The following is a 23,293-nucleotide window of genomic DNA, read 5'->3' as shown; positions in this document are numbered from 1 at the left end:
GCCATGCTCGAACCCGGAACCCCGCTCCCGCCGCTGGAGCTGGTCGACACCGCGGGGCGCGCCGTCGACCTCGGCGGCCACGCGGTGCTGCTCTACTTCATGCGCTCGACGACCTGCCCGGTCTGCCGCCGGCACGTCCGCGCCCTCGCCGGGAACGCGGAAACGCTGGCGGCCGACGGCGTCCGCGTCCTCGTCGCGGTGCCCGAAGACCGCGAGACGGCGGCCGCCTGGCGGGCGAAGCACGACGTCCCGTTCCCGGTCGTCACCGGCCGCCACGGCACGCCCCACGAGGCGGTGGGCCTCGGCAAGGCGGTCTTCGGCGCGCTGCAGCGGTCGGGCAGCGTCCTCGTCGACGCCGGCGGCGTCGTCCGCCACGCCCACAGCGCGGCCCTGCCCACCGGCAGCTACGACGAGAGGGGCATCGCGGCGGCCGTCGCGGCGCTGCGCACCCCGGCTTAGCGCAGCGGTTCGAGCGCCTTCGCCAGCGGCTCGAGCACCGCCGGGGTGTGCGGCGGCGGCAGGTACACGATCGCCAGGTCCAGCCCTGCCTCGCCGAGCGCCTCCGCCTCGGCGGCGACCTTCGCGTAGTCGCCGTCGGGGCCGAGCCGGACGTGCGAGGAGAGCGTGATCTCGCCCGGGTCGCGCCCGATGTCCGCGCAGTGGGCGTGCAGGACGTCACGCTTGTGGGCGAATTCTTCGGGGGTGCCGCCGACGAAGTTCCAGTGCTGGGCGTACTTCGCGGTCGTGCGCAGCGTCCGCTTCTCGCCGCTGCCGCCGATGCAGATCGGCGGGTGCGGCGTCTGCACGGCCTTCGGCTCGCAGCGGGCGTCCTTGAGCTGGTAGTGCGCACCTTCGAACGTGGTGGTCTCCTGCGTCAGCAGCCCGACGAGGACCTCGCAGGCCTCTTCGAACCGGTCGCTGCGCTCCTTGACCGTGCCGAGCTCCATGCCGTACGCGCCGGACTCCTCCTCGTTCCAGCCCGCGCCGATGCCGATCTCCAGCCGGCCGCCGGAGACGATGTCGAGCGTCGCGGCCATGTTCGCCAGCAGCGCGGGGTGGCGGTAGTGGATGCCGCTGACCAGCGTGCCCACCCGCAGCCGCTTGGTGGCCTGCGCGAGCGCGGTGAGCGTCACCCAGCCCTCCAGGCACGGCCCGGAGGAGTCGGAGAAGATCGGGTAGAAGTGGTCGAACGTCCAGCCGGATTCGAACAGCTCGATCTCGTCGGCGGCCTGCCACACGGCGAGCATGTCCGCCCATTCGGTGTTCTGCGGCGAAGTCTTGATGGCGAATCGCATGATCGTCATCGTAAGCCTGGAGCTCCTCCAGCACGGTCCCGGTTTTGTCGGTGGTGCCCGGTAACGTCCTCCCCGTGAACGCTCAGGAACGCATCCAGGAACTCGCCGACCGCGTCGTCGCGCTGCGCGACGCCTACTACCGGGGTTCGCCGCTGGTGGCGGACGCGGAGTACGACGCGGTCGAGGACGAGCTGCGGAGCCTGATCGGGGCGCACCCGGAGCTCGCGCCCGACCCGAACCCCCTGGAGCAGGTCGGCGCGCCGGCGGTGCTGCACGCGCCGATCCGGCACTCGCGCCCGATGCTGTCGCTGGAGAAGGCGACCAAGCCCGAGCAGGTCGCCGCGTTCTTCGACCGCTTCCCCGGCCAGCCGGTCGTGGTCATGCCGAAGCTGGACGGCCTTTCGCTGGCCGTCGTCTACGAGAACGGCCGGCTGGCGCGCGCGGTCACCCGCGGCGACGGCACGACGGGTGACGACGTCACGGTGCTGGTGCGCGCGCTGACCGACGGCATCCCCGATCGGGTGGACGCGCCGGGCCGGGTCGAGGTCCGCGGCGAGGCCGTCATGCTGCGATCCACGTTCGCCGCGTACAACACCGCGCACCCGGACAAGCCGCTGATCAACCCGCGCAACGCGGCCGCGGGCACGCTGCGCGCGAAGGATCCCGCGACGGTCGCCGAGCGGCGGCTGCGGTTCTTCGCCTTCGACCTGCACACCGACCCCGACAGCGCGGCCACCGACCTCGAGCGCGCGCTGGTGGCGCTCGGGTTCACCGCGGCCGACATGCGGCACTGCGCCGGCGCGGACGCCGCGCAGGCCGCGATCACCACCATCGAGCAGCAGCGCAACGAGCTGGACTACGACCTCGACGGCGCGGTGCTGCGGCTGGCGGATCGTGACGCGTACGCCGCGGCCGGCACCCGGTCGAGCTCGCCGCGCGGCGCGCTGGCGTTCAAGTTCGCCGCCGAGGAGAAGACGACCGTGCTGGCCGACGTGGTCTGGGACGTGGGCAAGACCGGCAAGATCGCCCCGGTGGCGTGGCTGGAACCGGTGTTCGTGGGCGGCACGACGGTCACCCGCGCGACGCTGGCGAACCAGGAGGTGATCCGCGCCCGCGGCATCAAGATCGGCGACACCGTGCTGGTGCGCCGCGCGGGTGACGTCATCCCGTTCGTCGCCGGCGTGCTCGACGCGTCGAAGCGCACGGGCGCCGAGCGGGAGATCGTCCCGCCGGACGCCTGCCCGTCGTGCGGGCAGCCGCTGACCGAGCAGGGCAACAGCCGGGAACTGTTCTGCACCAACGTTTCCTGCCCCGCGCAGACCGTGCGCCGGCTGATCCACTGGGCGTCGCGGGCGGCGGCGGACATCGACGCCATCGGCGGGGTGTGGATCGAACGCCTGGCGGAGGCGGGGATCCTGGAGCACCCGTCGGACTTCTACGGGCTGACCAAGGAAAGACTGCTGGAGTTCGACCGCGTCGGCGAGGTCTCGGCCACGCGGATGATCGAGTCGATCGACGCGAGCCGCGCGGTCGGCCTGCGCCGCGCGCTGATCGGCCTGGCGATCCCGATGGCTTCCGAAGGCACCGCGGCTCGCCTGTGCCGAGCGGGTTTCGGCTCGCTGGAAGACGTCGCCGAGGCGGGCGAGGAGGGGCTCGTGGCGGTGGAGGACATCGGCCCGAAGGTCGCGGCCTCGCTGATCGAGCACCTCACCCGGCTGCGCCCGGAGCTCGAACGGCTGCGGAAGGCGGGCGTATCCCTCGACGTCCGCGAGGAGGACCTGCCCCCGGTCGTCGCGGCCGGGGCGCCCCTGGCGGGCAAGACGGTGGTGGTGACGGGCGCGATCAGCGACCCGCGTTCGGGCGAGAAGGTGCCCCGCCCGACGTTCCAGCGCCACTGCGAAAAGGCGGGCGCCACCACGGCTTCGTCGGTTTCGGCGAGCACGGACTTCCTCATCACCGGCGCCGACGTCGGCGCGAGCAAGCTGACCAAGGCGGAGAAACTCGGCGTCGAGGTCGTCGACCAGAGCGTCATCTGGGAGCAGCTGATCGGCGCCGGGATCGTGTAGCGGGGGGTGGTCACCCGGTCGTGGCGGACCGCCGGGGACGACACTGGGTGGGTACATCGCCGCGTTCGGGAGGGAACCCACGATGACGACCGACCCGCTGTTCGCCCGCCAGCTCGCCGTGCACGAGTTCCTCCTCGCGCGCGGCTGGCACCTGGCGGGCGGGCGGGACCCGGGCCACGACCGCTTCGCCGACGACCCCACCGCCGGCTGGCACTACCCCGCCAGCTTCGGCGGCCGGCACATCAACGAGGTCGCGACGACGACCCCGGTCCGCCTGCAGGGCTACTTCACGTTCGACGACACCGGCACCGAGGTCTTCGCCCTCGTGCCGGCGGGCAACCTGCACACCAACGGCTGCCCCGTCCACGACACGGCGGAGCGGTTCGTCCCCTTCACCCCCGGCGGCGAGGCCGACCTCGACCGCCTCACCACCCTGCTCGACGAACTGGAACCCCACGCCGCCTCCCTCGCCCCCCGCGCGGCGATCGAGTGCCTGTACTTCGGCCCCTGCCCCCGCTGACACCTCATCGCCGCCCCCGCGGCGCGCAGGATCATCGCCGACCCGGCGAGCCACGTCAGCGCCGAGACCGCGGGCAGCCCGAGGTACAGCACGTCGTGCGGCACGGTCGTTCTCCCCTCGTCCGGTGATCCACCCCGACCATGGCCCGGGCCGCCGTCGTCCGGCTGTGCACCGAGCTGCGGGTGCTGCGCCGGAGCTCCGGCGCCCCTCAGCCCGCGACCATCGCGAAGGCGACCGGCGCGTCCCACACCACGATCGGGAACCTGCTGAGCGGGGCGAGCTTCCGTCGTGGGAGGTGGTGTCCGGAATCGTCGGGCACCTCGGCGGCGACCCGGTCCGGTTCAAGAAGCTCTGGGTGGCGGTCCGCGACCTGGCCACCACGGCCACGCTGCAACTCAAACCGGTACTACCCGTAGATTTGTCACGCTGGGCCAACCCGTGGCTCAGCGATCGGCGAGCTGATCTCCGGTGCCGCCCTGCTCGCCTGGCAAGCGTTGCGAAGACCGATCAGCTGGCACCCACGCACACGAACGGTCGCCGGTACGGGTCCTGTGCCGTCACCTCGGCAAGTGCGCTCGCCGGCCGACTCCCCGCCGAGACCCGTCGATGGAACTCGGTCATGGCCTGCGTTGCGGCGTTCCGGCCGACCCTTGTCACCGCGGCCACGACCGTGCTGACACCGGACGCCAGCAATGCGCCGGCGAACCCCAGCGGCTCGTCGCCCGGCCTGACGTGGGTCAAGGCGAGCTCGCTCGCCGCCAGCACCACCTGAGCCGGCGGCGTTCCGAGCCGGAGGACGTCGTGGGCGAACAGCGGACCGTCCGCCAGCTCGAGCCGTGAGAACAAAGCGTTCTCCGGCTCATGCTGGCCCTGAACCGCCAGGTGAGCCATCCCCGCCCCGTCCAGGCGCTCCAGCACCGCGGAGACGGTGGCATCCCGCCCGCTCAAGGACATGGCGTGCGGATACAGCCTGACCAGGTCTTCGAACTCACTCCCGTCGGCCTCGACGCCGGGCCCGCGAATCAGGACCGTCTCACCAGCGCGGTCGCGGGTCGGCGGACGATCCGCCGCCAGCCACGCCGTTGCGGAAGGGGTGACCACGTACGGACGGCTATGCAGCGAGGGCAACGCTCCCCACGAGATCGAATGCAGTGGCCCGCTCGGAACGATCACCAGTTCGCGATCGGACAGCAGCTTCGCCAGCGGCGCGAGCAACTGGTCGTCCAGGGATCCGGCTCGCCGACGCGCCGAGGCGATCACCACCTCGGCGAGGGGCAGGGGCAAGTCGTCAGGGGCGTAGGCATCGATGTCCGCGTAAAGCTCCCACGCGAGTTCCTCCGCGCGGCGACGGCTGCCGATCTGCACGACGTGGGCGTGCCCATCGGCGATCACGACCGCGAGCTGGGTCTCGCCGATCGCCAGGAAGTTCACGAAAGCGCGGTCGCCGAGCTGGTCCGTGAGCTGGGAAAAGCTGGCCCGCCGCCGGAAACCACCGCGCGTGTTGGCCTGCCGGCCGAGGCGAGAGATCTCTTGCTGCAGAGTGTTGTGGCGGGAGACCAGCTCGGCGGCGGGCTCACCCCGCAACTGGGCCAGCTGGAGCGACCGGGTCAGCTGGCGGAACGCGTCTACGCGTTCGGCGAGCACCGGGTCGTCGATCGGCGACTCGTAGCGGTAGGCCGTCGCGCGTGCGAGTTCCAGCCACGCAAAGAGTCGCTGCGGGTCCTGATCCGCCGTCCGGTCGCTGAGCATCATCTGGATTCCCAGCTGTCCCAGTTCGCGGGCGTGCATCGCGGTGCCGCCGGCCAGATCCGGCCCGGCGGGGCGGTCGTTGCGGTGATCCAGCTCGATGAGCCCGTTGCGCACGCACGAAAGAGCGCGCCGCCGATCACCCACCGCGACCGCAATCTCCGCCCGGCAGAGCCAGCGAAGGACCTGGTGGTCGGTCGGCGTCATGTAGCGCGGCTTCGGCACTCTGGCCATCTCCGCTTCGGCCTCCCCCACCCGGCTCAGCCGGAGAAGAACCCGAACGGCCAGAAGACGCGCCGCTGCGGACTCGTCGACCAGCCTCAGGGCTCGGAGGCGGTCGGCCAGTCGCACCGCGCAGCCGGCCAGCCAGCCGGTGACCGCTCCGGTCGCCAGTCCGAGCTTGACGTCCGCTCGCAAGCGGGTCAGCGCCGCGATCGCGGACCAGCCGATGTCCCCGTTCGCCGAGAACCTCCGTTCGGCGGCATGCGCGAATTCATGGGCGGCGCGACCGTTCCCGTCGAGCAGTGCCGCCACCGCGCGGAGCAGCTCAGCTTCTGCGAGATCCACCTCGTCGACCGCGTGCTCGGCGGCCGCGATCACTTCGTCCAAGCTGTTGGCCGCCTCGTTCGACAGGCCGGCCAGCAACAGAGCTTCGGCCTGGTCCAGCCAGATCCGCCTCAGGTAGGTGAGCTCCGAGGACGCCAGCGCTCTACCCGCCCGTTCGAAGTGCTGCAGTGCACCGGGCACGTCACCGACGTAGCGCGCGAACAGCCCCAGATTGTGCTCGGCGGTAACTTGGCAGAGTGCGGTGACCGGGCTTTGCGGATCCCCGGGCTCCTTTTCGCGGAATCGCCTCGCGATGGCCACGACGTTTTGCCGCTCGGCGGTCAACCAGGCTATGGCCTGTTCGTCGTTCTTCAGCTTCAACGCGGGCCCGGCCGGTCCGGGTATCGCCGGCCGGTTGCGGCCGTGCTGGGGGCTGAGCAGATCGAGCGCTCGACATGACATGTACGTGTGGTAGACGAACAGGCGATCGAGCGCGTGTTCTCGTTCGTTGCGGTGTGACGATTCCCGGCCCAATTCCGCGGAGTAGGCGCGCAGCAGGTCGTGCAGGAAGAATCTGCCGTCCGTGGCCTCCCGGACGAGATTGACGCGCATCAAGCTGTGCAGCGCATCGCCCGCCTCGGCGAGAGTGATGCCCCCGACCAGGGCAGCCAGCCCGTAGTCGTCGATGGCGCAGCCGGAGGGCGGCACGCTCATCAGCCGGAACGCTCGTGCCTGCAGCGGACTCAGTTGCTGGTACGACCAGGAGAACACCGAACGCACGGCAACACGCGCGTGGCCGCTCGAACCGAGGATCGCCAGCTTCCGCTGTTCATCGGCGAGCTCGCGGACGAGGTCGCCGAGCTTGGACAGCGGCCTCGCCAGGGCCAGCTCGGCCACGATGCGCAGCGCGATCGGCAAACACGCGCACTGCTCGACCAGCTCGTCCGCCGCGGCGAACTCGTCGTCCACGCGCTTCCCGAGCCGCCGTCGCAGGAGCTCCACCGCGTCTTCGTGCGAAAGCAGGTCGACGGTCACCCGGGAGGCCCCCTGGGTGATCGAAAGGCCCGGAAGGGCGTCACGGCTTGTGACTACCACGAAGCAGCTGACCGTTCCCGGCAGCAAGGGCTCGATTTGATCGGCCGTACGGGCGTTGTCCAGGACGACCAGGATGCGCCGATCGGCCACCATCGACCGGTACATGCTGGCCCTGCGATCGAGGCCGGCCGGCATCGTGGCCTCGGCGATACCGAGCGCACGCAGGAGATCGGCCAGCACGTCTTCGGGCGCAGCAGGGTCCTCCGCGTCATAGCCACGCAGGTTGACGTAGAGCTGCCCATCGGGGAACCGCTCACGCACCCGGTGACCCCAGTGCACGGCCAAGGCGGTCTTCCCCACTCCCGCCGTGCCGGAGAGCGAGGAGATCACGACGGAGGTCGTGGTCCTGGAACCGTCGAGCAGCCGGTCGAGCTCGTCGAGCTGCTCGGTCCGGCCGATGAACCCGGAGATATCGGGAGGCAGCTCTCGTGGAACCGGCAACTGCGGCCCGCGATAGGTCGTCGGCTCGAAGGGCGGTGCGTCACCGTGCTCCGCCACCCAGCCTCCTGATCACCCTCTCGCTGACGTACCGATACGGTAGCGCCTCGCCCGCTTCCGAGCAGGGAAGGCGCCACGGAGAAGGCTGTCGAAGATCGCGATCAAGGCGTAGTCGGAAGCGAAAGACCCTGGTGTCGGCGAGCCAGGCGAGAAAGCCGATGCCGTACGCCGCCCGCACGACGACGTCCAGCGCTTCCGGGACGAGGAAAGCTCACTGCGTCGCCGATGAAGCGCCCTGAACAGCACGGGACATCTCGGGAATTGCCTTTGCCGTACCCGCGCATCGGGGACAGGATCCGCGGACTTGCCGCGAAGATTCCCAAAACGATGATCGCCGGCGGAACGCACTCAGCAGCATCGCCCCGCCGCCGACGCCCCCGACGAGCGTCGGTCCGAGCAAGCCGATCGCCGCCAGCCCCACCGACGCGACGACAACGAGGACCACGAGCATGCGCACGAACGACTCGCGCTCACCGGCGAAGGCCAGCTCGACCAGGCGGGCCAGCTGCCTCCATCCGGCCGAGTCCAAAACCGCACCGCTCTCTGACCGTCGCCGCGCACGCGGTCTGTCCATGTCCGCTCCCACTCCTGCTCGCCAGGTACGCCTTACCGCCAGGACCCACTATTCCAGCAGGTCAGGAGCGAATTTATCCCCGCTGACAACTCGTTACGCCCATCTGAGCTCCTCCCCACAAGTGCGGTTCCGGACCAAGTCCGAGCGCCATCGGCCCGACGAACTCCGATCGCGCGGGCTGATCGTCACCAACCCGGTTTACGATGAGTTACGTCGCGTGATGCCACGAGAGGAGGACGCCATGGGCCGCACTTGGCACCAGCCGGACCTGCCTCCCGGCCCGCTCCGAACACTCAATACCGCTTTGCACCAGTTGCACGCGAAAGCCGGCTATCCGAGCGTCGCTCAAGTCGCCCGCTGGATCGCTCACAATTGGTCCGAGGACGGCACCGGCAGTCGTCCCTTCTCGACGACCACCTGCCACAGGGCATTGATCACCGTCGAGCTGCCGAACCGGAACGTGATGCTCTGGGTCGTTGCGGCGTTCATCCAGCTGGGGCGCATTCGCAACGAAGAAGCAATCCTCGATTCGTTCGAGCAGTTGTGGCAGAACGCACACGATGGCACGTTCCACACCACGCCCGTCGCCGATGCACCCCCGACCTCATCCGAGTCGCGGACCAGCGCCGGAAGCCCCTCGACCGCGAGCGAAAATCTTTCACTACCCGGTGGCCAGGAATTTCACCGCCGACTCGGGGAATTCGTCGACCAGCTGTTTCAGTTCAAAGCCCTTCGCGAAGCCGACGGGCGGCGCCTCGCCCTCCAGATTCTCACCGAAGATCTGGAATTCAGTCTGGCCATCGCCGAGCACCCGGCAGCACGGCCACACCTCTTCGCCATCGTTCTGGCATGCCGCAAGCAACCAGGCGCTCTCGTCAGACTGCTGGACATCGTCGACATGATGATGGGATCGGACGGTCCGTCGACCGCTCAAGCCAGAGCCATGCTCGACACGAGACCGTCGCCGCGCGTGGTTTCGAGCACCAGAGACCTCGACGAAGTCGTCGACGCCCTGGAAAGAGTACCCGAACTACGCGAACTCGCCGGCCGGAATCTTGCCATCGAGACGCTCATGGAGGCCCTTGGTGTCGACCTCGGCGTAGAAGAGATACCGATAACCCGACCGCACATCTCCGCTATTGCGAAAGCATGCATCGTACATCATCCCGAAACGTTGTTGAAATTTGCCGAAGCCGTAGCCGTCATATCGCCGAACTCCAAATCGACCGCTTTCGCGCTCGAAAAAGTCAAGGACTACACGCGAATGCGCTCGGGCGCCGACTAGGGCGCGGAACGCGAACCTGACCCCGGACACGCGGAATGCGAAAAGCTGAAGGCGGCTCTCACCGTACGGCGAGAGCCGCCTTCAGCCGTGGTTCACATCGGACGGCAAGCCGTCACAACCGGTAGTTCGTCCAGCCGAAGCAGGCGTTTTGCACGAACGCGTACGCGGCCACGATCGCCGCCGCGGCGGCTGCGATGCCCCACCACGTCCACGGTGTGAAGGAGCCGATGAACCAGGCTATCGCCGAGATCAGGGACATGATCGCGATGAAGCAGACGATGTCGATGCTCCGGAAGTTCGCCCGCTGGATGCGGTTCAAGGCCTTGCTCAGCGTGTTCCCGAGCTTGCGCTTGGCCTTCGCCGAAGCCTTGCGGAGCAGCTTTTTCGCTCTCTTCAGCTTCTTGACGACGTTCTTCTTGGCCTTCGTGCCGTTCTTGCAGGCACAGCCGCCGCCTCCGCCCTCCTGTTTGTTCATCTGGCCGGTCAGGTCGGCCGTGTTGACCGGGTCGGCCGGGTAGTTGTAGGCGTTGGTGTTGCCGCCGCGGACCGGGTCCACGGTGAGGAACAAGCCGGTCGCCGGGTTGTAGAGGCGGGCTCCCATGAGGGTCAAGCCGGCGCCGGACACCGCCCGCTGTGCCGAGCCGTGCCAGCCGTACGCCGCCGGGCCGGTCTGGTTGGTGTTGGCGGCGGCCGGGTTGCCGTACTCGTCGTAGTCGTTCCAGCCGTTCAACGCCGTGGCGGTGCTCGCGGCCGACGGCAGGTCCACAGTGGACACCACGTCCCCGTGCGGGTCGGTCAGGGTCAGCGAGCCGACGCCGGCCTGGTCCACCGTGAGCGCGAGACCGTCACCGACGAGTTCCGCGTAACGGCGGGTCGCGTCGCCCGCGCTGACCCACGTCGGGTTGTCCGAGCCGTCGGTGTAGTGCCGCAGGTTCACCGTCGTGGTGCCGCCGCCGGTGACGGTTTCGGACAGCCGCCGGTCCAGCGCGTCGAGGGTGAACGTCGTGGTGACCCCGTTCTGCGTGATGGCCCGGGCCTGGTCGCCGTCGTAGTAGTCGAGCGACACCGCGCCGCCGGCCTGCTGGGGTGCGTCCCCGGCGGGCAGGACCCGGGTGCGGCCCAGCTCGTCGTAGCCGTACCCGGTGACCGGCCGGTCGGCGCTGTCGAACGTGCGCGACACCGTGGTGCCGCCCGTGCCGCTGCAGGAGCCGTCCGTCGCGGCGGGCCTGGTCGCCTTGCCCAGCCGGTTGTCGTTGCCGTCGAACGAGTACGCGCGGGTGACGCAGCCCGGTGCGGTCTCCGGATCGGTGACGTCGACGCCGGTGGCCGCGGCCGTCCGGTCCCGGGTTTCGGTGAGCCGGCCGGCCCCGTCGTAGGCGTAGCCGCGGTCGTAGGGCTGGGCGTCGCCGACGTCGCCCGGTTCGTCGCCGGCGGCCGGCCCGGTGAAGGCCGCGCCGTCCGGCGTCCATTCGCGCACGACCCGCCCGGTCGCGTCGTTGTCCAGCGACCAGGACAGCCAGCCGCCGTCGGCTCCGGTGTAGGTCAGCCCGGTCTGGGTGCCCGTGTTGTCGAACTCCGTCCGCTGGGTCATCCCGCCCGGCAACTGCTGCGTGACCAGGTCACTTCCGGCGTCGTAGGCACCGGCGGAGGTCCAGGTCGAACCGGCCGTGGTCACCTCGACCTTCGTGAGCAGGCCGCGCCGCTCGGTGGCCCCGGCCGCGTCCACCCCGTCGTAGCTGTACCGGGTGGACCCGTTCGCGTCGGTGACGGTCGCCACGGACCCGCCGGCGTCGTAGACCGTCGTCGTCGCCGATTCCCCGGACGGCTGGTAGCTGATCTGCCGCCCCCAAGCGTCGTACCCCTTGGTGACGACGGCCGCGACGGTGCCGTCCGCGCTCCGGGCGGTGGTGGTCGTCGCGGCGCCGGTGACCGGGTCGTAGGCGGTCTCCTTCGTGGTGGTGGGGGTCGACCCGGCCAAGCCGGTGACCGAGGTCGTGACCGCCGCTTCCCGTCCGTCGGCGAGGTGCGCGATGGTCCGCGTGCGGGTGACGGCCCCCGACTTCTCGGTCACGGTGGACGGAGCCAGCAGGTAGTCGTAACCCGTCGTGGTGGTCGTCGGGAGCGGCGGTCCCGCCGACGGCGCCGCCGCCGGGACCTTGGCGCAGACCAGGCCGGCCCACTGGGGTTTCGCGCCGCATTCGGGGTGCGCCGTGGTGGCCGCTGCCGTGTAGTACACCGTCTCGGTGGTGCCCGCGTCCGTCCCGTCCGACGTCGGCTGGCGCGTCTCCACCACCCGGTTCTCGGCGTCGTACCGGGTGACCCGGCTGACGTCGCCCGGCGACACCGTGCCGTTCAGGTCCACGTCGGTGGTCACCCGGCCGGGCAGACCGGACGCCCAGCCGTCGGGGTCGCCGGCCACCGGGGGCGCGTAGTCGGTCAACGTGCGGCTGACCACCTCCACGTCCTGGCCGGTGCCGGGGTCGTTGGCGAACGTGGTCTCGGTCGTGGCCAGCCGGTACGGCAGCCCGGTGGCCGGGTTGACGCCGCCGTTGGGGGCGCCCTGGTCGAATTCGATCTTGCGGTGCGTGCGGAGGAGCTTCGCGGTGCCGTCCCGCAAGGTCGCCATCCGCGCCGGTCCGTAGCTGTCGGTGATCAGGGTTTCGTCCTGGTTGTAAGCGGTGATCGACGCGAGCTGATCGGCCGCGGTCTGCTGGCCGTCGATGATCTGCCGGAGTGCTCGCTGGTCCAGCGTCCGGATTTCGTTGCCCTTGGCGTTGTAGTCGACGGCGGTGTACTGCCAGGCGCCCGCGCCGAACTCCGCGGTGTTCACCGTGTAGCCCTCGCTGTCGGCGTACTGCAGCTCGGCGAACTCCCAGTCACCGGCGGCGACCCCCGACGGCGAGGTGGAACCGACGGGGTGTTCGGGCCCGAAGACCGCGAACCCCTTGACCGGCGCCGACCGCTGGTCCCACCCGGCCACGAACTGCGGGGAAAGATCGGGCAGCCCGGCGCCCGAGACCGGTACGTCGTAGACGAACGACGCGAGGGTGGCGGTCCCGCCCGCCGGGTCGCCCGCCGGCCGGTCCCGCTTCACGTTGGCCAGCTTGACGTCCGGTGCGGCGGTGTAGGTGAGCTGGAACGGGATCTGACCGGACGGCGTCATCGAGGTGAGGCGGCCGGCCGGGTCGTAGCCGTAGGCGGTGGACAGGCCGCTGCGGGGATCGGTCGCGGTCGCGAGCCGTCCGGCCGCGTCGTAGCCGTAGGACGCGACTTTGATCGAATCCATACCGGCGCCACCGGGTTTGTCCGGGTTGAAGATGTCCAGCCAGGCGGCGGTCAACCGGCCGGTGGCCGAGCCGGAAGTGCCGTAGTCGAACCGCAGCGACCGGCAGCCGATCGCGTTGGTGTACCCGCCTTGCCCGTCGGTGCACCCGACACCGGGTGCCGAAGGCGCCACGATGCGGGCGACCCGGCCGGCGGCGTCGTAGCTGTACGCGGTCTTTCCCGGTACCCCGGGCTCGGCGATGCCGGCCGGCCGGAACTTCCCGGCCGCGGTGGCGGACGGCGCGGTGGCGGCGGTCGTGACGAAGGTGGTCGTCGTGCCGTCGTCCTCGGTGTAGGCGATGACGGTCTCGGCGCCTGCACCGCTCACCGTGAGCTTGGCCCTGGCCTGGGCGGCGTCCTCCTCCGCCGGTACCCACGTGCCGGCTTCCAGCGTCGCGGTGGTGCGCCGCTTGCCGCTCGGCGACTCGAAGACCATCGACGAACCGTCGCCGTCGACCAGCGCGATCGTCCCGTCGGTCCGGGTGTTGTCGATGACCTGCATGCCCGCGACGCCGGCTTCGGCGCCGTCGAACCCGGCGGTCCAGCCCGGGCCGAACACGCCGCTGACGGTGTCGTTGGCGCCGGCGAAGGTGGAATGCGACCGGGACACGGTCAGATCGCCGGTGTAGCCGGGCACCGAGATGTCCGTCGCTTCGGTGGCGAACTCGCCGGTCCACAGCGCCACCTGACCCGGTCCGACGTCGGCCGTGGGGAAGCCGTTGCCGAACGCGTGCGGCACCCGCAGCACGCTGCTCTTGGTCTGCGACCAGGTGCACTGCGTCGTGCTCGTGTAGGTCAGGCACACCTGGACGTCCAGCAGCACCGGCTGCCGGTCGTTCAGCGGGGTCGGCTGCACGCCGGCGGTGTTCGGGTCGGCGTCGAGCTGCCCGTCCTGCGTGTCGGCGGTGGTGTTCCAGGTCCCCGCCACGGTCACCCCGGCGGCGCCGTTGTCGGTGACCGTCAGCGGGGCGCTGGCCGCGGTGTTCCACCCGGTCGATTCGTTCGCACCGCCGTAGCCGGACAGCCGCCACCGCACCGACGCCGTGGGCGTGCCGGAGCTGCCCTTGGGCGGACCGGACGCGGCGATCTTGACGGCGCCGGTCGTCGTCAGCCGCGGGCTGACCGCGGGGCTGCTCAACGTCGAGCCACCGTAGCCGAACGAGTAGTTCGCGGCGGTGGACAGCTTGCCGGCCGGCGTTTCGGCCTGGGCTTTGATGGTGTGCAGCCCCTGGGAGCTCGGCAGGGTGATGACCGCTTTGCCGACGTTCGGGTCACTGGAGGGAGTGATCTTGAGCTGCCCCGGTGCGCCGCCGGTGAAGTTGGTGGGACGGAGCTGGCCGTCGACGGTGACCCTGACGTATCCCGGGGCGTTGAAGCCCGGACCGGGCGCGGCGATCGTGCAGGTGAAGTTCGCCGCGGGCGGCGTGTCGGTCCAGGAACCGTCGGCGTACGGGCAGGTGATCGTCGGAGCGGCGGGCACGGCCGAACCGACGCGGATCAGGACCCACCCCGACCAGCCGGAGCGCAGCGAGCCGTCGAAGGTCCTCGCCCGCACGACGATGGCCGTGTTGTCCGGGAGTTCAGCGGTGGGCCGGCAGCCCGCGGTGGTCCCGGAGGCGTATGCCGAACTTGTGCAGCTGGCTTTCAGCGTCGTCGAGGACACCACGGTCGAGGTGTGGTACTCGAACTCGTAGCGGACCGTGTTGCCGTCGGCGTCGGTGCCCTTGGTCTGCACCCATGGCCGTCGGCCGGCGGAGTAGTAGTAGGTCGCTCCGCCCGGCGCGGCGTAGCCGAGGGTTTCGGTGACCGTCGGGATCGCGGGTGCGGCGGGCGGCCGGTTGTAGGTGTAGGAGATGTAGGGGTCCGCCGAGCCTTCACTGGAGTGGAATCTCTTCCACGAGTTGGAATCGGCTTCGTTGGCCGCCATCACGGTCAGGCCGCCGGTCGGGTACGTCGCGTTCGACCACGCCTGGACCAGGCCGGTGATCGGCACGGACACCCGGCCCGCCGGGCAGTTCCCGTCGTGGCCCTTGGCCCACGAGGCCGAGCCGTACTGGGCGCCGATGGTCGGCTGCGACGTCCAGCGCGTCGCCGTGGTCGCGGGGGTGGAGCTCTTGACCACGAACGCGGACGCGGTGCAGGAGTAGGACCAGGTTTCGAAGAGGAACAGGTTCGCGCTGACGATCTGCTTGCCCTTGAACGGCGCGACCGCGAAGTTGAGGAACGAGCGGGCCTTGACCGCGCCGGCGTTGTACGTGCCCAGCTTCAGTTCCGGGGAGGCCGATTGGTCGGTCGTGTAGTCCGTCTGGGCCCAGGTGTCGAAGCTGGAGTAGGCCGTGCCGGAGGCGTAGGTGGGGTCGACCGTGATCGGGTACGTCCGCTTGGCGTCGGTGAACCACGCCGGGTCCGGCGTGATCACCAGCGTCGCGGCGCCGTTGCCCGCGGTCTCCACCGCCGTGCCGACCTTGGCACGGTTGACGGGTTCGCCGCTGCGCTGGTCGACCGCCGCGTCCCACATCAGCGGCACCGGGATGCTCGAGTGCACCTTGTTCGCCGAGTCGAGGAAGTCGATCGTGCCGTCCGGCTGCTGCTTCGCCGTCAAGCCCTTGAGGTGCAACGGGATCCGCCACGACGGCGCGGTCGCCTGCCGGCGTTTGACCACGAAGTCGTACTCGAACCCGGAGCGGCGGGTGTGCATCACCAGGTCGATTCCCGGCTGGACGTCGGCGTAGGTCGCCTTGGTGCCGTCCAGCACCGGTTCCGGCAGCGTCCACGGCGTCAGCCATTCGACCTGACGGGCGGGGTCCGAGGCCGCCGCGACGAACGCCGTGCCCGCTTTCGCGTTCTTGCGCCCCAGCGCCAGCCCCATCGGGTGACCGGCGGGCGCCACCGTGCCGTCCGCGTTCTTGCGCCACGCCAGGTCCACCGGGCGCCAGCGGCCGGTGGTGTCCTTGAACCGGATCGGCGCGCCGTGCGCCTCCGTCGTCAGCGTCCCCTCGGGATTCGACCACGTCGTCGACGTTTCGGTGCGCAACGACTCCACTTCGACGCGCGACCCCTGCGCCCGCGCCGACACGGCCGCGGACACCACGTCCGGCCGCGACTCCACGTGCACCGGCGCGACCGGGGCTTGCGCGGCGGTCGCGACGGTCTCGATCACCGTGGCGGCGCCGAGTGCCAGCGCCACCACCGTCGTGACCGACACCATTCGAGCCGCCAGCGATCTCCGTCTGGGCGCGAAGACCAATCCCGAAAAAGACACGGACCCCACCTCGATGACTCGGCCGGCGAGCGCGCTCCCGCGGTCGGGGGCGAATCGCTGGTTCGAAAACGCGAACTGTGTGAAAACAACGTGTTGTCGCACGCCACACGCGTGTGCCGTCGCGAGGTTTAGCCTCCGCCACCGCGCTACCCGATCGGACTAGTCCCGCAGCGGCCCCGCCCTGGCGGCGTCGCGCAGCAAGAAGGCGGGCGCCCGGGATCCGGGCGCCCGCCTTGGCCGGTCCCCGCTCAGGGGGCGCAGGCGTTCGGGTTGTCGAAGTGGCCGGGGGTGGTCGGGAACGCCGGTCCGGCCCCGTGGCCCTGCAGGTCCGACTGGTACACCAGGGCCAGCTCGTCGAAGGCCGGGGTGCCCGCCGTCGTGACGTCCGCCGGGCCCTGGCCCGCGCCCGGGGAGTGTCGGCGTTGTCGAGGTTCGTCAGCTCGAACCACGAGCACGGGTCCACCGTGACCGCGTTCTTGCCGTTGCCGAACGTCTGCGGCCACGGGTTCGCCGAACACGTCGACGAGCCGGGTGAGCCGTACGTCCCGCGCGGGCGCCAGTCGATGATGTCCGAGCCGAGCGCGCCGGTGTTCGGGTCGACCGACGGGCCGGTCGTCGCACCCTTGCCGCCGAGCACGTAGTCGACGAGCGAGTCGTTGACGCCGCGGTCGTTCGGGTTGGCCGCGTCGGCGCCGCCCTTGCCGCCCCACAGCACGTCCGCGCCGTCGTCGCCGAAGACGGTGTCCCCGCCAGAATCGCCGTTGGCCAGGTCGTCGCCGTAGCCGCCGTGGATCGAGTCGTGGCCGTCGCCGCCGCGGATGCGGTCGGCGCCGCCTTCGAGGTCGCCGCGGTGCGGCATCGCCGGAGCGGTGCCGGGTGCGGCGAGCGCGGCGCACGCCCCTTTCCCGGCCCCGGCGGCCCGCGGTGGGCGATGGGCGGCAAGTCAAGGGTGCCGCACCCGGACCACCCGAACCGGGTTCCCCCACCTGGAGTAGCCGGGCTTCCGGCCGTCCGACACGGCTATGATCCTGCGCATGCCTGCGCCACATCGGGAACTCCTCCCGCGTATCGTCGGGTGACCAACTGCTTAGTAGGCTCGCGGGCACGAGCCCGCTTCTCAACGACGAGGAGGTCCCCCGTGACCGATTCCCCTTCCCGTGTCGCCGTGGTCACCGGTGCCGGCCGCGGTATCGGTGCCGCCGTGGCCGCGCGGCTGGCCGAGGACGGTTTCGCCGTCGCGCTGCTGGACCTGGACGAGGCCGGCGTCAAGCAGGGCGCCGAGGCGATCGTCGCGAAGGGTGGCAAGGCCGTCGGTGTAGCGCTGGACGTCAGTGACGCCGAGCAGGTCGAGGCGGCCGTCGGCCGGGTCGCCGACGAGCTCGGCCCGCCCGTCGTGCTGATCAACAACGCCGGCATCACCCGCGACAACCTGATCTTCAAGATGACCGAGCAGGAGTGGGACTCCGTGCTCGGCGTGCACCTCAAGGGTTCGTTCCTGATGACCCGCGCGGTGCAGAAGTACATGACGCAGGAGAAGTACGGCCGGATCGTCAACCTGTCGAGCACGTCGGCACTGGGGAACCGCGGCCAGGTCAACTACTCCGCCGCGAAGGCCGGCATGCAGGGCTTCACCAAGACCCTCGCCATCGAGCTGGGCAAGTTCAACGTCACGGCGAACGCGATCGCGCCGGGCTTCATCGCCACCGACATGACCGCGGCGACCGCCGAGCGGCTCGGCATGAGCTTCGAGGACTTCAAGGCCGCGGCGGCGTCGCAGATCCCGGCGCAGCGCGTCGGCACGCCCGACGACATCGCCAACCTGGCGTCGTTCCTGGTCAGTGAAGGTGCCGGATTCGTGTCCGGCCAGGTCATCTACGTCGCCGGCGGACCGAAGGACTGAGCATCGTGCGCGAATTCGACAACCTCGACGCCTTCGCCGCCGCGGTCGGCGAGCACCTCGGGTACAGCGAGTGGCTGACGGTCACCCAGGAGCGGGTCAACCAGTTCGCCGACGCCACCGACGACCACCAGTGGATCCACGTCGACGAGCCGCGCGCGACCGCGGGCCCGTTCGGCGGCACGATCGCCCACGGTTTCCTGACGCTGTCGCTGCTCTCGGCGTTCGGGCCGAAGATCTACCGGGTCAACGGCACCAAGATGGGCATCAACTACGGCCTCAACAAGGTCCGCTTCCCGCAGCCGGTGAAGGTCGGCTCGAAGGTGCGCGCCGGGGCCGAGCTGGTGGAGGTCACCGACATCCCGGGCGGCAAGCAGGCGGTGTCGAAGTGGACGGTCGAGATCGACGGCGAAGCGAAGCCCGCTTGCGTCGCCGAGTGGGTCACCCGGTTCCTCGCGTGACACCGCCGGGAAGCGTCACTTTCGTAGGGAAAGTGACGCTTCCCGGCACTCTCTGTACGTCATACCGACTAGTCGGTATGCTCCCTCGCAAGACGCTTGAGGAGGCTGGATGAACCCGACCGACCCGCCGGGCCTCGACCTGGGCCGCCTGCGCGCCCACCTGGACGCGCACCGGCCCGGCCTGGTCGCCGGGGAGCTGACCGCGGACGTCGTGGAAGGCGGCCGGTCGAACCTCACCTACGTGGTGGGCGACGGCCGGTCGCGCTGGGTGGTGCGCCGCCCGCCGCTCGGGCACGTGCTGCCGACCGCGCATGACATGACCCGCGAGTTCCGGGTGATCTCGGGCCTGCGCGACACCGCCGTGCCGGTGCCCGAGGCGCTCCTGCTGTGCGAGGACACCGACGTCATCGGGGCGCAGTTCTACGTCATGAGCTTCGTCGAGGGCACGCCCTACCGGACCGCCGACGAGCTCGCGGAGCTCGGCGAGGCACGCACCCGGGCGATCGCCGACGCACTGGTCGACACGCTCGTCGACCTGCACTCGGTCGACCCGGCCGCCGTCGGGCTCGGCGACTTCGGCCGGCCGGACGGCTTCCTGGAGCGGCAGCTGCGGCGGTGGAAGAAGCAGCTCGACGCCTCCCGCAGCCGCGACCTCGACGGCATCGAAGAGCTGCACGACCGGCTCGCCGCCGCGGTGCCGGTGTCCGGCAAGCCGTCGATCGTCCACGGCGACTACCGCCTGGACAACGTCCTGGTCGACGGAGCCGACGAGATCTCCGCGGTGCTCGACTGGGAGATGTCGACACTGGGCGATCCGCTCACCGACCTCGCGCTGCTGGTGGCCTACGCCGAGCGCGACAAGGTGTCGCTGCAGTTCGTGTCCAACGCCAGCTCCGCGCCGGGCTACCCGACGACCGACGAGGTCGTGCGGCGCTACGCCGAGCGCTCGGGCCGGGACGTCTCGCAGCTCAACTGGTACGTCAGCTTCGCGTTCTTCAAGCTGGCCGTGATCCTGGAAGGCATCCACTACCGCTACACGCAGGGCAAGACGGTCGGCGCGGGCTTCGAAGGCGTCGGGGCCGGTGTCCCGCTGCTCATCTCGCACGGCAACGAGATTCTCAAAGAGGAGAAGTAAATGGACTTCGCGTTCGACGAGAAGACCGAGGAGCTGCGCGGGAAGCTCCTCGAGTTCATGGACTCGCACATCTACCCCGCCGAGCCGGTGTTCGAGCAGCAGCTCGCCGAACGCGACGACCCGTGGGCGATGCCGCCGGTCGTGGAAGAGCTCAAGGCCGAGGCGCGCAAGCGCGGCCTGTGGAACTTCTTCCTCCCCGGCGAGCACGGCGCGGGCCTGACGAACCTGCAGTACGCGCCGCTGGCGGAGATCACCGGCCGCAGCATCCGGCTGGCGCCGACCGCGCTCAACTGCGCCGCGCCGGACACCGGGAACATGGAAGTGCTGGCCATGTTCGGCAACGAGCAGCAGCAGAAGCAGTGGCTGGAACCGTTGCTGGCCGGGGAAATCCGCTCCGCGTTCGCGATGACCGAGCCGGACGTCGCCTCCTCCGACGCCCGCAACATCGAGACCGCGATCCGGCGCGACGGCGACGAGTACGTGGTCAACGGCCGCAAGTGGTACATCTCCGGCGCGATGAACCCCGCGTGCCAGATCTTCATCGTGATGGGCAAGACCGATCCCGAAGCCGCGCCGCACAAGCAGCAGAGCATGATCCTGGTCCCCCGCGACACCCCGGGCCTGACGGTCAAGCGCGGCATGCACGTCTTCGGCTACGACGACAGCGACCACGGTGGGCACGCCGAGGTCATCTTCGAAGACGTCCGCGTGCCGGTCGAAAACCTCATCGCCGGGGAAGGCGACGGGTTCGCGATCGCCCAGGCCCGCCTCGGGCCGGGCCGCATCCACCACTGCATGCGCGCCATCGGGATGGCCGAGCGGGCGCTGGAACTCATGTGCCGCCGCGCGATTTCGCGTGAGGCGTTCGGCAAGCCGATCGCGCAGCAGGGCGTCGTGCAGGACTGGATCGCCGAGTCGCGGGTGAAGATCGAGCAGCAGCGGCTGCTCGTGCTCAAGACCGCGTGGCTGATGGACACCGTCGGCAACCAGGGCGCGCACACCGAGATCCAGGCGATCAAGATCTCCACCCCGATCACCGTCGAGTGGATCCTCGACAAGGCCGTGCAGGTGCACGGCGCGGGCGGCGTCAGCCAGGACTTCCCGCTGGCCGCGATGTGGGCGGGCAACCGCACGCTGCGGCTGGCCGACGGGCCGGACGAGGTCCACAAGCGCTCACTCGCCCGGCGTGAGCTGAAGAAGTACCTCTCGGAGGGCGCGAAGTGACTGTCACCGCCGAAGACCTGACCCGCCAGGCGACCGAGTTCCTCGCCGCGCACGACCCCGCGTCGACGGACCGGCTGGACTTCCTGCGGGCCCGGTTCGACGCCGGGCTCGCCTGGGTCCACTTCCCCGCCGGCCTCGGCGGGCAGAACGCGCCGCGCGCACTGCAGTCCGTTGTGGACGGTGTGTTCACCGGCGCGGGCGCGCCGGACAACAACCCGCGCCGCATCGGGATCGGCCTCGGCATGGCCGCGCCGACCATCCTCGCCTTCGGCACGCCGGAGCAGCGCGAGCGCTACCTGCGTCCACTGTGGACCGGCGAGGAGGTGTGGTGCCAGCTGTTCTCCGAGCCGGGCGCCGGCTCCGACCTCGCGGCACTGGGCACCCGGGCCGTCCGCGACGGCGACGACTGGATCGTCACCGGCCAGAAGGTGTGGACGTCGGGTGCGCACGAGTCGCAGTGGGCGATCCTGGTCACCCGCACCGACCCGGACGTCCCGAAGCACCAGGGCATGACCTACTTCCTGTGCGACATGACCGCGCCCGGCGTCGAGGTCCGGCCGCTGCGCCAGATCACCGGCGAGGCCGAGTTCAACGAGGTCTTCCTGACCGAGGTCCGGATCCCCGACGCCCAGCGCCTCGGCGCGGTCGGCGAAGGCTGGAAGGTCGCGCAGACGACGTTGATGAACGAGCGCGTCGCGATCGGCGGGCACGTCCAGCCGCGCGAAGGCGGGCTGATCGGGATCGTCGCGAAGACCTGGCGCGAGCGGCCCGAGCTGCGCACGCCGGAGCTGCGTGACCGGCTGGTGCAGCGCTGGGTCGAAGCCGAAACGCTGCGGCTGGCCGGCACCCGGCTGCGCCAGCAGCTGACCGCGGGCGCGCCCGGGCCGGAGGGTTCGGCCATGAAGGTCGCGTTCTCCGAGCTGAACCAGGCGCTCACCGGCCTGGAGGTCGAGCTGCTCGGCGAAGAAGGCCTGGCCTACGACGACTGGTCGTTCCGGCGCCCGGCGATCGTCGACTTCACCGGCCGCGAAGCCGGCTACCGCTACCTGCGCGCGAAGGGCAACTCCATCGAGGGCGGCACCTCGGAGGTCCTGCGCAACATCATCGCCGAGCGCGTGCTGGGGCTGCCCTCGGAGCCGCGTGTCGACAAGGACGTCGCCTGGAAGGACCTCCCCCGATGACTGACCTGCTGTATTCGGACGTCGAGGAGGACCTGCGGGCTTCGGTCCGGGACCTGCTGAAGGACAAGGCCGACGCTTCGGCGTTGCTGGCGCGGGTCGAGACGGCCGAGGGCTACGACCTGAAGCTGTGGCGCACGCTGGCCGACGAGGTCGGCGTGGCCGGGCTGGCGGTGCCCGAGGAGCTGGGCGGCCACGGCGCGTCGGCCCGCGAGGTCGCCGTGGTGGCCGAGGAGCTGGGCCGCAGCGTGGCGCCGGTGCCGTTCCTGGGCAGCGTCGTGCTGGCGACGACGGCGCTGCTGAACACCGGCGACCGCGACTTCGTCGGCAAGCTCGCGGCGGGGCAGGCGATCGGCGCGCTGGCCGTGCCGCTGACGACGGCGCCGGGCGCGGGCTTCCCGTCGTCGGTGACCGCCTCCCCCGAGGGCACGCTGAGCGGGCGGGTGGGCACGGTCGCCGACGCGTCGGTGGCGGACCTGCTCGTCGTCCCGGCCGCGGGCCCGGACGGTCCCGGGCTGTACGTGGTCTCCGCGGGCGACGCGACGGTGTCGGAACTGGTCTCGTTCGACCTGACCCGCCGCGTGGCCGACGTGTCGCTTTCGGACGCACCGGCGGTGCTGGTGGCCTCGGGCCCGGAAGCGGCCGCGGCACTGGAGCAGGCGCTGCTGTTCGGGGCGGGCATCCTCGCGTCGGAGCAGACGGGCGTCGCCGAGTGGGCGTTGACGGAGACGGTTTCCTACCTGAAGGGCCGCTACCAGTTCGGCCGCCCGGTCGGCGGGTTCCAGTCGCTGAAGCACCGGCTGGCCAACCTGTACACGGAACTGGTCCTCGCCCGCGCGGCGGCCCGCAACGCCGCCGACGCGCTGGCCACGGCCACCGACGTGCCGATCTCGGTGGCGGTCGCCCAGGCCCGCAACGCGCCGATCGCGGTCAAGGCCGTCGAGGAGGCGATCCAGCTGCACGGCGGCATCGGGATGACGTGGGAGCACCCGGCGCACCTGTACCTGAAGCGCGCCAAGGCGGACGAGCTGGCGCTGGGCACGCCCGGCCGGCACCGCGCCCGCCTGGCCGACCTGGTGAACCTGCCCGCGTGACCCCCGTTCGTGACGGCCACCTCGGTTCCTCGAGGTGGCCGTCACGGCGTCAGCTGGTAGAAACGGGCTGACCGATTTCCGCCGTTCCCGGGA

The 23,293-nt window shown here is 70.6% G+C and carries 16 protein-coding genes and 1 pseudogene; 11 read left to right on the top strand and 6 right to left on the bottom strand.

Annotated features, from left to right (window positions below):
* Positions 1-3: 3 nt before the first annotated feature.
* The gene (locus AB5J73_RS29455) at positions 4-459 is read left to right on the top strand and encodes a peroxiredoxin family protein (protein ID WP_370961920.1); all 456 of its coding nucleotides are present in this window, start codon (positions 4-6) and stop codon (positions 457-459) included.
* On the opposite strand, the gene AB5J73_RS29450 is transcribed toward AB5J73_RS29455, so the two are convergent.
* Positions 456-1,295 carry an LLM class F420-dependent oxidoreductase gene (locus AB5J73_RS29450; protein WP_370961919.1) on the bottom strand — a complete coding sequence of 280 codons (840 nt, stop codon included), beginning with the start codon at positions 1,293-1,295 and terminating at the stop codon, positions 456-458. The genes AB5J73_RS29455 and AB5J73_RS29450 overlap by 4 nt on opposite strands.
* A gap of 74 nt (positions 1,296-1,369) precedes the next feature.
* Here AB5J73_RS29450 and ligA point away from each other — a divergent pair, with 74 nt between their 5' ends.
* Together ligA and AB5J73_RS29440 are read left to right on the top strand one after the other, a co-directional pair.
* Positions 1,370-3,361 (top strand): NAD-dependent DNA ligase LigA, encoded by a 1,992-nt coding sequence (gene ligA, locus AB5J73_RS29445; protein WP_370961918.1) that lies wholly within the window; start codon positions 1,370-1,372, stop codon positions 3,359-3,361.
* 82 nt (positions 3,362-3,443) lie between these two features.
* Complete coding sequence (locus AB5J73_RS29440) at positions 3,444-3,881, top strand: hypothetical protein (protein WP_370961917.1); 438 nt, start codon at positions 3,444-3,446, stop codon at positions 3,879-3,881.
* A 507-nt stretch (positions 3,882-4,388) separates the two neighbouring features.
* Here AB5J73_RS29440 and AB5J73_RS29435 read toward each other — a convergent pair.
* Both AB5J73_RS29435 and AB5J73_RS29430 read right to left on the bottom strand, forming a co-directional pair.
* Positions 4,389-7,766 carry a CHAT domain-containing protein gene (locus AB5J73_RS29435; protein ID WP_370961916.1) on the bottom strand — a complete coding sequence of 1,126 codons (3,378 nt, stop codon included), beginning with the start codon at positions 7,764-7,766 and terminating at the stop codon, positions 4,389-4,391.
* A gap of 211 nt (positions 7,767-7,977) precedes the next feature.
* Positions 7,978-8,340 carry a hypothetical protein gene (locus AB5J73_RS29430; RefSeq protein ID WP_370961915.1) on the bottom strand — a complete coding sequence of 121 codons (363 nt, stop codon included), beginning with the start codon at positions 8,338-8,340 and terminating at the stop codon, positions 7,978-7,980.
* A 121-nt stretch (positions 8,341-8,461) separates the two neighbouring features.
* Here AB5J73_RS29430 and AB5J73_RS29425 point away from each other — a divergent pair, with 121 nt between their 5' ends.
* A complete protein-coding gene (locus AB5J73_RS29425) occupies positions 8,462-9,625 on the top strand; it encodes a hypothetical protein (protein WP_370961914.1) in 1,164 nt (387 codons plus the stop codon).
* Between the two features lie 112 nt (positions 9,626-9,737).
* On the opposite strand, the gene AB5J73_RS29420 is transcribed toward AB5J73_RS29425, so the two are convergent.
* Together AB5J73_RS29420 and AB5J73_RS29415 are read right to left on the bottom strand one after the other, a co-directional pair.
* On the bottom strand, positions 9,738-16,157 hold the full coding sequence (locus tag AB5J73_RS29420; RefSeq protein WP_370961913.1) for a DNRLRE domain-containing protein: 6,420 nt from the start codon (positions 16,155-16,157) through the stop codon (positions 9,738-9,740).
* A 302-nt stretch (positions 16,158-16,459) separates the two neighbouring features.
* The gene (locus AB5J73_RS29415; RefSeq protein WP_370961912.1) at positions 16,460-16,666 is read right to left on the bottom strand and encodes a hypothetical protein; all 207 of its coding nucleotides are present in this window, start codon (positions 16,664-16,666) and stop codon (positions 16,460-16,462) included.
* Between the two features lie 9 nt (positions 16,667-16,675).
* On the opposite strand from AB5J73_RS29415, the gene AB5J73_RS29410 reads away from it, so the two are divergent.
* On the top strand, positions 16,676-16,852 hold the full coding sequence (locus tag AB5J73_RS29410) for a hypothetical protein (RefSeq protein WP_370961911.1): 177 nt from the start codon (positions 16,676-16,678) through the stop codon (positions 16,850-16,852).
* 107 nt (positions 16,853-16,959) lie between these two features.
* Here AB5J73_RS29410 and AB5J73_RS29405 read toward each other — a convergent pair.
* Positions 16,960-17,070: pseudogene (locus AB5J73_RS29405) on the bottom strand (hypothetical protein); the annotation flags it as partial.
* A 279-nt stretch (positions 17,071-17,349) separates the two neighbouring features.
* On the opposite strand from AB5J73_RS29405, the gene fabG reads away from it, so the two are divergent.
* The 6 genes from fabG to AB5J73_RS29375 all read left to right on the top strand — a co-directional run bounded on the left by fabG (position 17,350) and on the right by AB5J73_RS29375 (position 23,200).
* Positions 17,350-18,111, top strand: a complete 762-nt coding sequence (gene fabG, locus AB5J73_RS29400) for a 3-oxoacyl-ACP reductase FabG (protein WP_370961910.1) — start codon at positions 17,350-17,352, stop codon at positions 18,109-18,111.
* Between the two features lie 5 nt (positions 18,112-18,116).
* On the top strand, positions 18,117-18,569 hold the full coding sequence (locus AB5J73_RS29395; protein ID WP_370961909.1) for a MaoC family dehydratase: 453 nt from the start codon (positions 18,117-18,119) through the stop codon (positions 18,567-18,569).
* Between the two features lie 109 nt (positions 18,570-18,678).
* A complete protein-coding gene (locus AB5J73_RS29390; RefSeq protein WP_370961908.1) occupies positions 18,679-19,704 on the top strand; it encodes a phosphotransferase family protein in 1,026 nt (341 codons plus the stop codon).
* The gene (locus AB5J73_RS29385) at positions 19,705-20,928 is read left to right on the top strand and encodes an acyl-CoA dehydrogenase family protein (RefSeq protein WP_370961907.1); all 1,224 of its coding nucleotides are present in this window, start codon (positions 19,705-19,707) and stop codon (positions 20,926-20,928) included.
* On the top strand, positions 20,925-22,109 hold the full coding sequence (locus AB5J73_RS29380) for an acyl-CoA dehydrogenase family protein (protein ID WP_370961906.1): 1,185 nt from the start codon (positions 20,925-20,927) through the stop codon (positions 22,107-22,109). The genes AB5J73_RS29385 and AB5J73_RS29380 overlap by 4 nt, the downstream gene beginning before the upstream one ends.
* On the top strand, positions 22,106-23,200 hold the full coding sequence (locus tag AB5J73_RS29375; RefSeq protein ID WP_370961905.1) for an acyl-CoA dehydrogenase family protein: 1,095 nt from the start codon (positions 22,106-22,108) through the stop codon (positions 23,198-23,200). Before AB5J73_RS29380 ends, AB5J73_RS29375 begins: the two co-directional genes overlap by 4 nt.
* Positions 23,201-23,293: the final 93 nt, after the last annotated feature.

This window comes from Amycolatopsis sp. cg9 (genome assembly GCF_041346945.1).
Lineage (GTDB): Bacteria > Actinomycetota > Actinomycetes > Mycobacteriales > Pseudonocardiaceae > Amycolatopsis.
Note: the sequence above shows the minus strand (reverse complement) of the source record. Positions and strands in the feature narration are given on the sequence as shown.

Coding starts and splice junctions, on each gene's coding strand:
- AB5J73_RS29455 (WP_370961920.1), top strand. CDS start 4: ATGCTCGAACCCGGAACCCCGCTCCCGCCGCTGGAGCTGGTCGACACC.
- AB5J73_RS29450 (WP_370961919.1), bottom strand. CDS start 1,295: ATGCGATTCGCCATCAAGACTTCGCCGCAGAACACCGAATGGGCGGAC.
- AB5J73_RS29440 (WP_370961917.1), top strand. CDS start 3,444: ATGACGACCGACCCGCTGTTCGCCCGCCAGCTCGCCGTGCACGAGTTC.
- AB5J73_RS29430 (WP_370961915.1), bottom strand. CDS start 8,340: ATGGACAGACCGCGTGCGCGGCGACGGTCAGAGAGCGGTGCGGTTTTG.
- AB5J73_RS29420 (WP_370961913.1), bottom strand. CDS start 16,157: ATGGTGTCGGTCACGACGGTGGTGGCGCTGGCACTCGGCGCCGCCACG.
- AB5J73_RS29390 (WP_370961908.1), top strand. CDS start 18,679: ATGAACCCGACCGACCCGCCGGGCCTCGACCTGGGCCGCCTGCGCGCC.
- AB5J73_RS29385 (WP_370961907.1), top strand. CDS start 19,705: ATGGACTTCGCGTTCGACGAGAAGACCGAGGAGCTGCGCGGGAAGCTC.
- AB5J73_RS29375 (WP_370961905.1), top strand. CDS start 22,106: ATGACTGACCTGCTGTATTCGGACGTCGAGGAGGACCTGCGGGCTTCG.